This window comes from Metabacillus sp. GQ13, assembly GCF_059758525.1.
In genome coordinates this window covers 48,149-62,326 of the sequence record NZ_JCAXET010000014.1, presented here as the reverse complement: position 1 = coordinate 62,326, position 14,178 = coordinate 48,149, and the positions used below count along the sequence as shown (strand labels likewise).

15 protein-coding genes and 1 riboswitch are annotated in these 14,178 nt (G+C 34.4%); of the genes, 7 read left to right on the top strand and 8 right to left on the bottom strand.

All coding sequences use genetic code 11. The annotated features are described in order from the left end of the window. Positions 1-46: 46 nt before the first annotated feature. From AC6CHR_RS17520 to AC6CHR_RS17505, 4 genes are all read right to left on the bottom strand, one after another. Positions 47-928, bottom strand: a complete 882-nt coding sequence (locus tag AC6CHR_RS17520; RefSeq protein WP_498250296.1) for an EamA family transporter — start codon at positions 926-928, stop codon at positions 47-49. Positions 929-1,026: 98 nt separating this feature from the next. Next, positions 1,027-1,344, bottom strand: coding sequence for a DMT family transporter (locus tag AC6CHR_RS17515; protein WP_498250295.1), 318 nt, complete (start codon positions 1,342-1,344; stop codon positions 1,027-1,029). Positions 1,345-1,347: 3 nt separating this feature from the next. Beyond that, on the bottom strand, positions 1,348-1,689 hold the full coding sequence (locus AC6CHR_RS17510; RefSeq protein WP_498250294.1) for a DMT family transporter: 342 nt from the start codon (positions 1,687-1,689) through the stop codon (positions 1,348-1,350). Between the two features lie 74 nt (positions 1,690-1,763). Beyond that, positions 1,764-2,327: a TetR/AcrR family transcriptional regulator gene (locus AC6CHR_RS17505; RefSeq protein WP_498250293.1), complete on the bottom strand. Its 564-nt coding sequence runs from the start codon at positions 2,325-2,327 to the stop codon at positions 1,764-1,766. 188 nt (positions 2,328-2,515) lie between these two features. Here AC6CHR_RS17505 and AC6CHR_RS17500 point away from each other — a divergent pair, with 188 nt between their 5' ends. The 5 genes from AC6CHR_RS17500 (at position 2,516) to AC6CHR_RS17480 (ending at position 9,527) form a co-directional block, all read left to right on the top strand. Then, positions 2,516-3,697 carry a D-alanyl-D-alanine carboxypeptidase family protein gene (locus tag AC6CHR_RS17500; RefSeq protein WP_498250292.1) on the top strand — a complete coding sequence of 394 codons (1,182 nt, stop codon included), beginning with the start codon at positions 2,516-2,518 and terminating at the stop codon, positions 3,695-3,697. A gap of 332 nt (positions 3,698-4,029) precedes the next feature. Further along, positions 4,030-5,829, top strand: a complete 1,800-nt coding sequence (locus tag AC6CHR_RS17495; protein WP_498250291.1) for a M3 family oligoendopeptidase — start codon at positions 4,030-4,032, stop codon at positions 5,827-5,829. Between the two features lie 654 nt (positions 5,830-6,483). After that, positions 6,484-6,609 (top strand): hypothetical protein, encoded by a 126-nt coding sequence (locus tag AC6CHR_RS17490; RefSeq protein ID WP_498250290.1) that lies wholly within the window; start codon positions 6,484-6,486, stop codon positions 6,607-6,609. Positions 6,610-6,635: 26 nt separating this feature from the next. Beyond that, positions 6,636-7,868, top strand: coding sequence for a dicarboxylate/amino acid:cation symporter (locus AC6CHR_RS17485; protein WP_498250289.1), 1,233 nt, complete (start codon positions 6,636-6,638; stop codon positions 7,866-7,868). 561 nt (positions 7,869-8,429) lie between these two features. Beyond that, positions 8,430-8,581: riboswitch (cyclic di-AMP (ydaO/yuaA leader) on the top strand. 286 nt (positions 8,582-8,867) lie between these two features. After that, positions 8,868-9,527 carry a potassium channel family protein gene (locus AC6CHR_RS17480; protein WP_498250288.1) on the top strand — a complete coding sequence of 220 codons (660 nt, stop codon included), beginning with the start codon at positions 8,868-8,870 and terminating at the stop codon, positions 9,525-9,527. Between the two features lie 263 nt (positions 9,528-9,790). Here AC6CHR_RS17480 and AC6CHR_RS17475 read toward each other — a convergent pair whose 3' ends face one another. After that, a complete protein-coding gene (locus AC6CHR_RS17475) occupies positions 9,791-10,516 on the bottom strand; it encodes a ZIP family metal transporter (protein ID WP_498250287.1) in 726 nt (241 codons plus the stop codon). A gap of 305 nt (positions 10,517-10,821) precedes the next feature. Here AC6CHR_RS17475 and AC6CHR_RS17470 point away from each other — a divergent pair, with 305 nt between their 5' ends. Then, positions 10,822-11,559 (top strand): IucA/IucC family C-terminal-domain containing protein, encoded by a 738-nt coding sequence (locus tag AC6CHR_RS17470; protein ID WP_498250286.1) that lies wholly within the window; start codon positions 10,822-10,824, stop codon positions 11,557-11,559. A 383-nt stretch (positions 11,560-11,942) separates the two neighbouring features. On the opposite strand, the gene AC6CHR_RS17465 is transcribed toward AC6CHR_RS17470, so the two are convergent. Together AC6CHR_RS17465 and AC6CHR_RS17460 are read right to left on the bottom strand one after the other, a co-directional pair. After that, complete coding sequence (locus AC6CHR_RS17465; RefSeq protein WP_498250285.1) at positions 11,943-12,272, bottom strand: spore coat protein; 330 nt, start codon at positions 12,270-12,272, stop codon at positions 11,943-11,945. A gap of 11 nt (positions 12,273-12,283) precedes the next feature. Next, positions 12,284-12,553 carry a hypothetical protein gene (locus AC6CHR_RS17460; RefSeq protein ID WP_498250284.1) on the bottom strand — a complete coding sequence of 90 codons (270 nt, stop codon included), beginning with the start codon at positions 12,551-12,553 and terminating at the stop codon, positions 12,284-12,286. A 282-nt stretch (positions 12,554-12,835) separates the two neighbouring features. On the opposite strand from AC6CHR_RS17460, the gene AC6CHR_RS17455 reads away from it, so the two are divergent. Continuing rightward, positions 12,836-13,753 (top strand): proline dehydrogenase family protein, encoded by a 918-nt coding sequence (locus tag AC6CHR_RS17455; protein ID WP_498250283.1) that lies wholly within the window; start codon positions 12,836-12,838, stop codon positions 13,751-13,753. 72 nt (positions 13,754-13,825) lie between these two features. Here the strand turns inward: AC6CHR_RS17455 and AC6CHR_RS17450 are convergent, their stop codons facing one another. Beyond that, a complete protein-coding gene (locus tag AC6CHR_RS17450) occupies positions 13,826-13,975 on the bottom strand; it encodes a YuzL family protein (protein ID WP_498250282.1) in 150 nt (49 codons plus the stop codon). Positions 13,976-14,178 lie beyond the last annotated feature (203 nt).

The window sequence follows — 14,178 nt, the reverse complement described above, 5'->3', positions numbered from 1 at the left end:
ATAGTCCACAAATATCTTATTACAGAGTGCTCAAGTTCATGCGGCACTAAACGGACGCTTGCTTTTTTCTAAAAAATTGAGGAATAGCAATACCGAATAAAATAACAAGTACACCAAGAACTTGTATAAAGGAGACATGTTCTTTTAGAATAAATACAGATGCAATAACGGCAGTGGGAAGTTCAGCAGCACCAATTATAGTAGCGAGTCCAGCGCCGATTTTAGGTGCTCCAATTGAAAATAGTAAAACAGGTAAAAGGACACCGAATAAACCCAAGAGACTCCCATATTTCCATAATCCATCACCTAAAGAACCATTTAAGATGAATCCAGGTGAAACCACAAACAATAGAAAAATTAGAGCACCGGTTGACATAAAGAAACTTCTTGTTATAGCTGGCAAATGAATCGCAACTCTACCACTAACAAAAATGAAACTTGCAAATGAAACTGCTGATAATAATCCGTAAATGATACCGCTAATTGGTAACATGAATAAGCTGTTATTTAATCCACCACCTGCAAGAATCGTTCCAATAAATAAGAGTATAATAGCGATTGTTTTACCTTTACTTGGCCATTTTCGATTTGAAATTGCCTCAATAATAATTCCGATCCAAGTAAACTGAAATAATAATACTACTGCAATTGATGCAGGAATAACTTCGAGGGACTTCCCATAAAATAGCCCTGTTAAGCTAGTGGTAATGCCGGATAGAGTCAAAAAGAGGATGTCCTTTTTAGAAAAATGTTTCTTCAGGAATAAAAAGGGTATCAACAAAAATAAAAAGCCAAATAAATATTGACTTCCAATCACCTCTGAAACCGAAAACCCTTGAGCATAAGCAAGTTTAACGATGACAGAGAGAATTCCATAGCTACATGCGCCAAGTAAAACTATGCTTGAGTATTTTAATGTATTATACAAAATAAGCCTCCTTAATAGGATAAAGCCAGATGATAAACGTTTATTGGTTATAAACGATAATTACGTCTAATGTTGGAGATGGCTTTCAATCCTATCACTTAATAAGGAATAAATTTTAAACCTATTGTTGCAGAAATAATCATGGCAATAAACAACAATCGTTTCCAGCCAGCAGATTCTCCCAAAAATAAAATCCCCATTAAAGCACTACCTACTGTACCGATTCCTGTCCAAACAGCATAAGCTGTACCCATTGAAATAGTTTTCATTGCAAAAGAGAGAAGGGAGAAGCTTAAAGCAAATCCAGCAATCAAATAAAGAATATTCAATAATGACTTTTTCTTATTAAACCTAGAAATAGCAGCAACACCAGCTATTTCACAGAAACCTGCTAAAATGAGACAAAACCAATTCATCTCTTACACCGCCCCTTTACGATCGTCAGGTTCACCAGTTACTACTTTTAAACCAACGACCCCGGTAATTAAAATAGCACAAAGACCAATTTTTACCCAACTAAACGGTGTACTGAAAAAGATAATTTCTACTAACACAGTTCCGGCTGCACCTAAGCCAGTAAATACGGCGTAAACAGTACTAACTGGTAATGACTTCGTAGATTTGATGAGTAAATAAAAACTAATGACGATCGCTAAAATTGTTCCTGCCCATGTAATTGTATCGTCAGAATGTTTTAAACCGGTCACCCAGCTTACTTCAAAAATTGCCGCTATATAAACGAATAACCACTTTTTATTCATCGATAAATCCCCCTTACTTTAATGAAATGGTGACGAAAGTAGGCTTCAAGAGCGAGTGTTAATAGTCTTTATACCTATATAATTCCCTGCCAATAGACCTTCCAGCAAGCTTGTAATCTACGTTGATACCGATCATTTCCACTGTATAAAAGTTCCACTAAAATAGCGTCATTTAAACCGATAAAGGCGATTACAGCATTTTCTACTGATACAGATAGAAGTTGCTTATTTTTTTCGAAAACACTAAATAAAATGACTTCCATTTCATCATAATAGGTATAGACACCTTCCATTACCTTTTGATGCAAATGAACAGGTGGGAGAAAGGCCATTCTAAGTAAAAATGCAGTATCCGCTTGTAAATGATAACGTTCGCTATAGCCTATTAATAATTGATATAAATTTGTTTCAAGATTTGATCCTTTATTATCTTGGAAATATTGTTTAATATACTCCTTTTCACGACCTAACACCTCATCCATTATCGTTAGGAAAAGAGAATCCTTGTTTTTAAAATGAGCGTATATTGATTGCTTTTTAATCCCTACCTCACTGGCAATTATCGATAAGGATGTTCCACTATATCCACTGGTAGCAAAGTGAAGTAAAGCAGCTTGTTTGATTTTGCTTGAAGACAACTTGCTCCTCCTCCTCCTGACGACCGTCAGTTTACTAGTATAAATGTCTAGTTAGATTCAGTCAATAAAAAGTGATTATTTGACCTCTAGATATAATTACCTACCCTTGTATCTCGATGACCTTGATTTTTTTGTACATGCCTTGTTATGCTATGAAATGGTTATAAAAATCTTAAGGAGTACGTAAGATGAAAATTAAACGATGTAGTTCCATCTTAATCATAACAATGTGCTTATTCTTATTTCCGAATTTGATGAGTGCTAATACAGAAAATCCAACTATTCAAATAAATAGTGAATCAGCGATATTAATTGATGCCAACACTGGCCAAGTTCTATATGAAAAGAGAAGTCAAGAAAAGCGAGCTCCAGCAAGTATTACCAAGATCGCAACAGCTATATACGCGATTGAAAAGGGAAATTTAGATGACATTGTAACAGTTAGTGAAAAGGCAAGAAATGTCGAAGGTACAAGAGTTTATTTAGAAGTAGGAGAACAGGTACCACTAAAAAAACTAGTGCAAGGTCTCTTAATTAATTCTGGAAACGATGCTGGTGTAGCGATTGCAGAACATCTTGGCGGTTCAGTAGATGGATTTGTACAAGACTTTAATAAATTTTTACAAGAAGAAATTGGCGTAGAACATACCCGCTTCACAAATCCACATGGACTCTATAACCCAGATCATGTAACGACAGCAGAGGATATGGCTATCATCACCCAGTACGCGATGAATAATGAGGAATTTAGTGATATTTTTAAAATGAAAGAGCTTGAATGGAACGGAGAGAGCTGGGACACAACCCTTATTAATCATCACGAAATGGTTCGAGATGATTCTTATAATGGAATAACTGGTGGGAAAAATGGGTTTGTTACTGAATCTGGATTTACCCTCGTTACGACAGCAGATCAAGGGGATCTGAGCTTAATAGCAATCACACTACAAGCTATGACGGATGAGCAAGCATATGAAGATACAACCACATTATTAGATTATGGCTTTCAATCATTTGAAACGGGTATAACTGCAGGTAACCAGCAATATCAAGATTCACATGATCATAAATATCTACTTGAACAAAAAATTTCATATACAAAAAAGATCGGTGAGGTTGTCGAAGAGGAGGTTCTTCCAACAGGGGAACTACTAATTAAAGGTGAAGATGGAAGAACAATTCATCAACAGATGCTTAGAAAAATTGAAAATAATGACCGAGATAAAAAGTTAAAAAATGAAGTTGTTGCTTCGCCAATTGCTCAAGGAGAGACAAAGGCAGAAATTCACTTGAGTATCATTATTCCATTGTCATTAATGCTCACGTTCCTACTCTCTGGAATCTTTTATTTTCAAGTAAGAAGGCTGTAGATAATCATGAAGATACCTGGGATTTCAGAATGATTTCCTTTAACTTTGCAACGTTTTCCTTATTTGGATATAATTTATTTAAATTATTAACTTCTTAGGGATATAGTGTCTGAGTGATGGTATATTGATATATAGAGAAATAATAATGTTATAAATAAAACTATACAGAACTTAATGTAAAAAATTACATTTAACTTATTTTTGATATAATAAAAGAGGCGGCAAGTTTGCTAATGTCGCCTTTTTTCCTTTTTAAAATGGTTTTTACAAAGCTGGTTGTTTTGTGGACATTTTTAACATGTTAAACAGTTAATATTTAAGGAGGCGGAGAGATGAAGACACCTAGCTATAAAAATACATGGGATTTAGAAACGTTTTTTAAAGGTGGTAGTCAGTCTTTAGAATTTAAGGAGTTTTTATTGGGGATTGAAACTCTTATAACTGATTTAGATAAGTGTGTTAAGGAATGGTCTGATCTAATTTCAGTGGAAGATCACATAAATATACTTTTAGACGCTATCGGAAAAATATCTTCAATAACATTAAAAGTAGAACAAGCTGGATCATTTGTTGGTTGCTTACAGGCTCAGAATACAACTGATACAAATGCCAATTTATTGCGGTCAAAACTGACAACGATTAGTACATCATTTTCAAAGATCATGTTGAACTTTGAACAATTTCTTGGGGATATTGAACAAGATGTCTGGCGGAATATAATAAATGACCCAATGGTTAGTGAGCTTACATATATTTTAAATGAAATGCGTACTCAAACGAAAGAACGTTTATCTGTTGATAAGGAGCAACTAATACAGGGATTATCTGTTGATGGTTATTATGCATGGGAGCAACTTTATGATTTATTAGTTGCAAAAATAGAAATTCCCTTCGCAGAAAATGGAGAGCAGAAAACCTTATCAGTAGGTCAGGCTGCAAATAAATTTTCTGATCCAGATCGAACAGTAAGGAGCGAGCTATTTACAAATTGGGAAGTTGCCTGGGGAAATCAAGCAGATGTGTTTGCAGAGACATTAAATAGACTTGCAGGATATCGCCTAACTGTATATAAAGAACGAAAGTGGAGTGATCCCTTAAAGGAACCACTTGTGATCAACAGAATGAAAAAGGAAACGCTTGATATGATGTGGCAGGTTATATCAGAATACAAACAACCGCTTGTTCATTATATGAATCGTAAGGCAGAGATCTTAGGAGTCGAAAAATTAAGCTGGTACGATGTCGAAGCACCAATAGGTAAGGCAAATTCTGCACTTACCTACCAGGAAGGCACACAATTTATCCTAGATCAGTTTAGTCAGTTTGGACCAAGATTATCTGAGTTTACAAAAACGGCTTTCGAACAACAGTGGGTAGAGGCTGAGGACCGTCCGAAGAAAGCACCAGGTGGGTTCTGTACTGGTTTTCCAGAAAACAATCAATCACGAATCTTTATGACCTATTCTGGGACACCATCAAATGTATCAACCTTAGCACATGAATTAGGTCACGCTTTCCACTCATACGCGATGACTGATGTTCATCCTTTAAATTGTGATTATGCAATGAACGTAGCAGAAACTGCTTCAACATTCGCTGAAATGATTGTCTCGGATGCAGCTGTTAAACAGGCAAAGGATAAAGAAGAACGGATAGCATTACTTGAAGATAAATTACAAAGAAGTGTTGCTTTATTAATGAATATTCATGCTCGTTTCTTATTTGAAACAGCCTTTTATGAAGAACGCACACATGGATATGTTTCAAGTGAGCGACTGTCAGAATTAATGGTAGACGCTCAAAAAGAAGCATATTGTGATTCTCTTGATGAGTATCACCCGCATTTCTGGGCTTCTAAGCTTCACTTTTTTATAACAGATGTCCCATTTTATAACTTTCCTTATACGTTTGGGTATTTATTTTCACTAGGTATCTATGCTAAGGCACTTGATGAAGGTGAAGCATTTGAAGAGCAATATATTGAATTGTTAAAGGATACCGGTTCCATGTCTGTGGAAGACTTAGCAGCTAAACATCTATCGGTAGATCTAACGAAAAGGGAATTCTGGGAAAAGGCTGTCGAGATGGCAATCATTGATGTTGATGAATTTTTGGAACTAACGACTAAATAAGGGCAAAAATAACATTGATAAATGTTTTTTGAAAATGCTCTCTACCCATTTATCGCTAAATGGTGTTGAGAGCATCTTTTCACTTAGGCTCTTTTCTAAAAGTTTGTTGCACTAGTACGAATAAAAATCGGCTTTTGGATTTTTATAGTCTAATTGAATTGATCTTTAAAGGGATATCAGAGTAATTGAGAGAAAAGAGCACGAAGATATACTTAAAACGTGTACATGAATACTTTGTACGGAAAAAAACATTCTTTGCGAAAACAGCCTTTACTTAGGCTCTTTTCTAAAAGTTTGTTGCACTAGTACGAATAAAAATCGGCCATTGGATTTTTATAGTCTAAATGGTTCGATCTTTAAAGGGATATCAGAGTAATTGAGAGAAAAGAGCACGAAGATATACTCAAAACGTGTACATGAATACTTTGTACGGAAAAAAACATTCTTTGCGAAAACAGCCTTTACGTAGGCTCTTTTCTAAAAGTTTGTTGCAATAGTACGAATAAAAATCGGCCTTTGGATTTTTATAGTCTAAATGAATCGATCTTTAAAGGGATATCAGAGTAATTGAGAGAAAAAGCACGAAGATATACTTAAAACGTGTACATGAATACTTTGTACGAGAAACAACCTTCACTTATAATGTTTATACATTTGCTAAATAATAAAACATCTGCACATTATTTAAATCCTTATTTACAAAAAATACAAAGAGTAGAAAAATTTCTATTAAATGGTGATGAAGGTTTCAAACATATTGTCGAACGGGAAAAGGTATAAAAAAGATGAAATAAGAGGTGGTTAACTTGAAGTTAGCAACAAAAATTATTATAGGCTTAGGTTTAGGGGCAATTGTTGGTTTGCTATTAAATATACTTTCTCCAGATTTATTTAGTCTCTTGGATAAGTATCTCTTTACTCCGTTAGGAAGGATATTTCTAAATGCGATTAAAATGCTCGTTGTTCCAATTGTATTCTTTTCAATTACGCTTGGGGTTGCAGGTTTAGGTGATCCTAAAAAGCTTGGGAGAATTGGGATTAAAACAATTTCATTCTTTTTAACAACCACTGCTATTGCAATTATTATTGGTCTTTCACTAGCCAGTTTTATCCAGCCTGGTAATGTGGGGAGTTTCAATACAGAAGGTCTTGAGTTTGATGTAGAAAAAGCACCATCTACAGCAGATACATTACTTAATATAATCCCGACAAATCCTGTTCAAGCATTCGCTGAAGGAAACATGCTTCAAATTATTGTCTTTTCTATATTTGTTGGATTAGGAATTACGATGCTGGGGAAAAAAGCAAGTACTCTATTAACGGTTGTTGAGCAAGGAAATGAATTAATGATGTATTTAGTTAATCTAGTGATGAAATTTGCTCCATACGGAACATTTGGATTAATTGCTACAGCAGTAGGAAGTCAAGGGTACTCTGCAATAAAAGCGATGGGCTTATATATGATTGTCGTTCTGTTAGCGCTCTTTATTCATGGTCTTGTTACATATGGGTCTGCCATATTCTTATTCGCAAAGCAAAACCCATTTACGTTCTTTTCAAAATTCGCTCCAGTCATGACTGTGGGCTTTAGTACCTCTAGTAGTAACGCAACCTTACCAATTGCGATGGAAACTGCTCAGAAGGAATTGAAGGTGCCTGAGCCGATTAGTAGCTTTGTCCAACCTTTGGGTGCTACCATTAATATGGACGGAACAGCGATCATGCAAGGTGTTGCCACGATATTTATTGCACAGGTTTATGGTGAACACCTAACAACAATGGAATTAGTTACAGTAGTAGTAACTGCAGTATTAGCAAGTATTGGGACGGCTGGTGTTCCAGGTGTAGGTTTAATCCTACTCGCAATGGTTTTAGATTCAGTCGGTTTACCTGTTGCAGGAATTGGCTTAATTATCGGTATAGATCGATTATTAGACATGGCACGAACTGCAGTAAATATTACTGGGGATGCAGCATGTGCAGTTATTGTTTCTGAAACGGAGAAAAAGCATACTGATTTGAAGTCACCCGTTGTCTAAATAGTCATTTTTGATATTTATAGAAAAGTTGTAATGAATAATACTGTTAAAAGTGTTAGCAAGTAAGCTGCTAACACTTTTTTTATAAGGATAATTTCTGTGGATATTGAGAAAGAGTGAGTATTTAAGTTGTTTATTCGCTTACTTGGCTAATATACAGTTAAAATGGAGTTTTAAAGTTAAATTTAATCCTTTACTGTCAAACTCCTGAGGAGTAATATACATTCATAAATTATAATTGCTAAAAGGACGACAACATCATTAGTAATAGCTTAACACGTTGTGATAATTGCTCTATTATTTAGACTCTTTTCTAAAAGTTTGTTGCTCTAGTACGAATAAAATTGGCTTTTGGATTTTTTGGTCTAAATTGAAGCTATATCCAAAGGGATATCAGAGTAATTTAGCAAAAAGAGCACGAAGATATCCTTAAAGCGTGTACATTAATACATTGTACGGAAAACAACAATCTTTGTGAAAACAGCCAGTATTTAATAGGGGAATTTTGAAAGCTAAAGGGGTTATAAAAAGTTTACAAAATAACAATAAAAAGGGAATAAACAATTCAAATCGCTGAATCCTATTAAAGGAGCGGAGGACCCATTATTGTGTCTTTCTTAATTAGGGGTGAATCAAATGGAAAGTTTCGTTTGTAGGGCTAAACTCTTGCCCGAATCCGACAGCTAACTTCGTAAGCGTTAGAGAGGAATTGAACATGTGATGTTATAAGGTCACAGGGGTTCATTATGCCTCTGTGACCTTTTTTGCTAGGCTCTATTCTATAAGTTTGTTGCTATTAAGCCAAAAAAATCGGTCATTGGATTTTTTTCTTATAATTTGAAGCTATTTTAAAGTAAATGGCTAAATAATATACGAAAAGAGTACGAAGACACACATAAATAGGTACAGAACAGAAGTGCTTGTTAAGAAAAACTACAATCTTTGCGAAATAGTCTTTGCATAAAAGAAACAATATGAAAGAGAAAGAAGGAATTCTTAGTGAATAAGAAGCAGTTCGCTGTATTTGGCTTAGGTCGTTTTGGTGGAAGTTTAGTAAAGGAATTTCATGCGCTTGGAATCGAGGTTCTAGCCATAGATAAAAGTCATGAGAAGATTCAACAATATAGCAATTACGCCACCCATGCTGTAAAAGCCAATGCAATGGATGAAAAAACGTTAAAGCAATTAGGTGTAAGAAATGTCGATCATGCCTTTGTTTCTTTTGGTGACGACATTGAAGCAAGTATCTTAACTTCTTTAATCCTAATCGAGTTAGGGGTACCTCAGGTCTGGGCAAAGGCTCAGAATGACTATCACCAAAGGGTATTAGAAAAGATTGGTGTAAACCGTGTTATTCATCCAGAACGGGATATGGCGAAGAGAATTGCCCATCACATTATTTCTGAAAAAATGATTGATTATATCGAACTTTCACGTGAATATAGTATGGTTGAGGTTGTCGCAACAAAGAAATTACTTGATAAAAGTCTTTCCGATCTAAATATTCGAACTAGATTTGGTTGTAATGTTGTTGGTATACAACGCGGTGAAGAAATTAGTGTGTCACCAGGTGATAATGAGATTATTTCATTAGGTGATGTATTGATAATTATTGGTAAGAATAAGGACATTATCAACTTTGAAGAAGATGGAATGTAATGAATGGTCGAAGGTTATTATACTTAATCGATCACAATTAATAGTAGAGGTTGCTTCAATAACACGACAGTAACGGGCCTGGTTAATGATAATGATCCAGGCTATGCTCTAGTAAAAAACGATTTTTATGCTACTCTTATCGATAGGTTCTATTTTAAAAGTTTATAAACACCAACCATCTTTAGCTTGCAATACTATTTAAAGACGACTTGGGAAAACGACCAAAAGAAAACGAGGAGCTTAGATGTGCTAGTCATCACTCTTCAGATTTGTGACAAATACAATGAGCATAATAAACCTAATGAAGCAAATAGACCAACAATGGCCCCACCTTCCTCAAATGCTTCTGGCATCATTGTTGAAGCTACCATGGCTATAATACCTCCTGCAGCAAATGCTGAAATAAAAGAGAGAATAAATGGTGAAGCATTTTGTAGTAGTGAATAACCGATAAGTGAGCTTAATGAGGCTAGTAAAACAACTATACCCCACATTAATAAGAGTGTCTTCTTACGATATCCTACCTTTTTTAAACCAACAGTACTTGATAAACCTTCTGGAAAGTTACTAATAAAAACAGCGATAACCATTAAATAGCTAACAGTACCCTGTTGTAATAAACTAACGCCAATGATAACAGATTCTGGTATAGCATCAATAACTGTACCAATAAAAATTGATAATCCTGAATGATGACCACTTTTATCTTTTGTCCGTTTTCTATCATGACCACCTTTCTTCGTTATCAATAGTTCAGAAATTGTAAACACAAGAGATCCAGAAAGAAAGCCAATAGAGGTGGCTATTAAACCACCTTGATCAACAGACTCAATAAGTAGTTCAAAAGAAGCTGCACCAATTAAAACGCCAGTACCAAAAGACATAATTAAGCCAGTTGTCTTTTTTGCTAAATCTTTATATAACCCCAATAAAGCCCCAATTAAAATCGAAGAACCAGCAAAAGCTCCCCAAAGCGCAGCTTGAACCAAAATAGCCATCTCCTATACGTTATTCTTGTGATTGAGATACTGTAGATCGAAAATACTTCTTATTATTTTCATCGCATCTTTTACTTCAACGATTTATAAACCACTATCAATAGTTTCCCCAAATTCTCTCAGAAAAACATAAATGAAGGTAAATCGCTATTTTCTAATTGAAAATGATTTTCATTTTTCATTTTTTTTGCTAAACTATTTATAGACTGAATTTTTAGTACAATTAATAGTGATGTTTCCCAAGATAAGCTTATAAATGTTTGATTATTTTACGTATAGAAAAGTTGGGATTATGGATGAATACTTTAACTCACACACAAATAGATTCATTGAGAAAATACCGTTTATCGACAGAAAAAAGTCGGACATTTCCGACAATAGCTGGGATTGATTTACTTGATCCAGAACGGCTTACATCTCTATTAGAAAACGACTTAAAGATGAAACTTAATACAGATAAACAAAACGTGCTAGGTTCAATGCTCGTAAAAAGCTATGCCTTCTTAGCAGCTCTCGTTTTGTATTCAATGAGTATTTATAATAAGGGATTAGACAGTTCTCTTCAAAATCTTTCCATTCAAACCGATGACAACGATCCTTTCTGGCTTCCAAGCTTCTATTTTGAAAATTTGGATGTAACCACACCACAATCAAATCGAGATGAATGGAGAAGTGAAGTTTTACAAACACTATTTTTAGAAAATATCGCTAAAGTAATTACTGTTACTTCAAAACAAACAAGGGTATCAAAAATGGTTCTTTGGGAAAATATTTCTGGTTATATTTTCTGGATGTATGAATCATCACTGCAAGATACTAGCTTGACTAAGGAGCAATTACAAACGCTACAAGAGGATTTTGACTATATTATTACGGATGCACCACCACATGTTTTTGGTGTGAAATCCAGAAATCCGCTAACTCAATTTTATCGTGCTAAATCCAACGATCAAATGCGCAAGACATGTTGCTTATTTTATTTAACATCAAAAAGTAATAATCGCTGTCAAAATTGTCCAATTTCATGCAGGTAACGGGTGTTAGGTTCGTTTGTTTTAGGAGTAAAAGGGAATAAATCATATGATTTATTCCCTTTTGTATTGTCATTTTTTTCTAATAGTTTGTTGTACTAGGAATATAGTAATGTAGTTATTTTTCAAAGAAGATGACATAGTGAATAAGCAAAAAGACAACTCAACATTAATGTCGAAATAGTGTGTTTTTTGTCAAATGATAGATTTTAACTGGATAAAAAAATGCTGGGTTTAATTAAGTAAAGCTAACTTTTTTTAAAAAATATACAGTCAAAGGCATTGCGTATGAACAATGCCTTTGAATTTGTATACTGTTCTTGTTGTTGTAAAAGGGGCTAATTTTTGTTTTTGTCTTTTATATTCTAGGAAAAAAATCGCTTCTCTTAACTTCCATAGGGTGATTGTTGTTCAAGATAAGTAGAAAATTGTTCGTGTTTTTGTTGGAGCTTCTCTTGATCAGCGGCTTCAACTGAATACCAGCCATTTTTAAACATTAAGTTGAATAAATCTCGTTGTGATTGTTGGGTTTCGTTGAAGACGGTTAATAGGTCTTGATAAAGTTCTTGGTGGCTTGCTTCATTTAAGGCAATTGAGTAGGCTTCTGTCAGGTATTTTTCTGTTGATAATAAATCGTTTACAAAGTCACGGTCATTCATTTGTGGATTTTTCTCAATCTTTGTTACTGAGTTTTTGAGTTTTTGATGGTTATCCATATCTTTCACTCCTAATGAAGTTGTGATCCTTGATTAATTTGTTGGTTGTTCTCAAGGTGAGTTAATATTCTTTGATAATGTTGGTGATGCATTTTACCTACCTGTTCTAATTGCTCTTTAATTTCTTGGATTTGGCATTGAGACGCGAAAAAATGTGCTTTTTTCATTGCTAAGAGGTTCCAAGAGAGCATATCAGTTAAGTATAGTTGATCTTTAGTTGATACAACTTTTGGTGGTTGTGGCATTATTGATTGTTGTTGTATGTTTTGCTGTTGTTGCATAAAGTACCCCTCCTCATAAATTGTCTTCGATATCATTCCACTAAAAAAGTGAATTATACATTTTCTTTTAGACAGAATTCCTCGCAAGGGACATATAGATAATGTAGTGAGAATAAAGTTTTGTAATAAGGATCTTTTCAATTTCTAATAATCTTTCATTTATTCTTAAACATCTGTTTTTACTTTTTTTATTCGTTCACTTCGAAAAATTTAGACATCTATTTCCTTTAGATTGAGTCTATTTCGGTTGCATCGTTTTTTTCTGCTAGAGGAGGGTTTTATATGGAAAAGTTACTACGAAACTCTTTCATGTTTTTATCCAGGAATAAGATATTAACTAAATTAGCTAAAAAGTATGGTTTAAGGTATGGTGCAGCAAGATTTGTAGCAGGGGATACGATAGAATTAGCAACAAAGGTGATTAAAGATCTTAATAATAAAGACCTAGACGTAACACTTGATTATTTAGGCGAATTTATTGACGATGTACAAGAGGCAAATGAAATGGCGAGCAATTGTATTAAAGCAATTGAGGCAATTGGAAAAGAAGGTTTACAATCTCAGCTTTCTTTAAAGCTTACTTCTATGGGGTTAGATATTTCGAATGAAGTTGTCATACAAAATATGAAAAGAATACTAACTGTAGCAAAGCAGTATCATGTGTTTGTAACAATTGATATGGAGGACTACTCTAGATGTGAGAGAACACTGGAAATTTTTAAAGAATTAAAGAAGGAATTTACTAATGTTGGTACGGTTTTACAAGCTTATTTATACCGTACGGTAAAGGATATAGAAGAGTTGAATGAGTTCCAGGCCGATTTGAGACTAGTTAAGGGAGCATACAAAGAGTCAGCTAATGTGGCTTATCCTGAAAAAAAGGCAGTCGATAAAAATTTTAAACAAATTATTAAAATGCATTTGCTAAACGGGAATTTTACTGCAGTTGCGACACATGATGATGCGATCATAGAATATACAAAGCGATTAGTAATGATCTATAAAATTCCTAAAGAACAATTTGAATTCCAAATGCTATACGGTATTCGACCTGAAAAACAGCGTGAGTTGGTGAAAGATGGTTATTGCATGCGCGTTTATGTTCCGTACGGTACTGATTGGTATGGATATTTTATGAGAAGACTGGCAGAACGACCTGCTAATGTCGCATTCGTGTTGAAGGGGATGATAAAAAAATAGCTAATTAGTAGGAAGAGTCTGACGATTCGTACATCAGACTCCTTTAAACCTATTGTAGCTAAATATATTTTGTTAATCATTACCCATATTATGCTGTTTATATTGCTGGTTTTGGCTAGTACGCTTGCCACCACCCGCATGTTCGATTGTTGGTCCTGCATTTCCCTTTACACTTGCTGCACTAACACCTGCTTTTGAAGGGTTTTTCTTTAGTCTTGCCATGATCAATCACCTCCTAAAGAATTATCGTTTCCTAAGTGGAAATTAATTATGTAGAAGACTTGCAAGGTTTGGTGAATTTCAAAAACCAAACCTGAGTTTTTGGCGGATTAATTTTATCAATTTGATTGAAGATGACTTCCATTCATAAGGAGAACAACAAACTTTTGAAAAGTATTTAGAAAAAGTAAGAAATGTATTGAAGA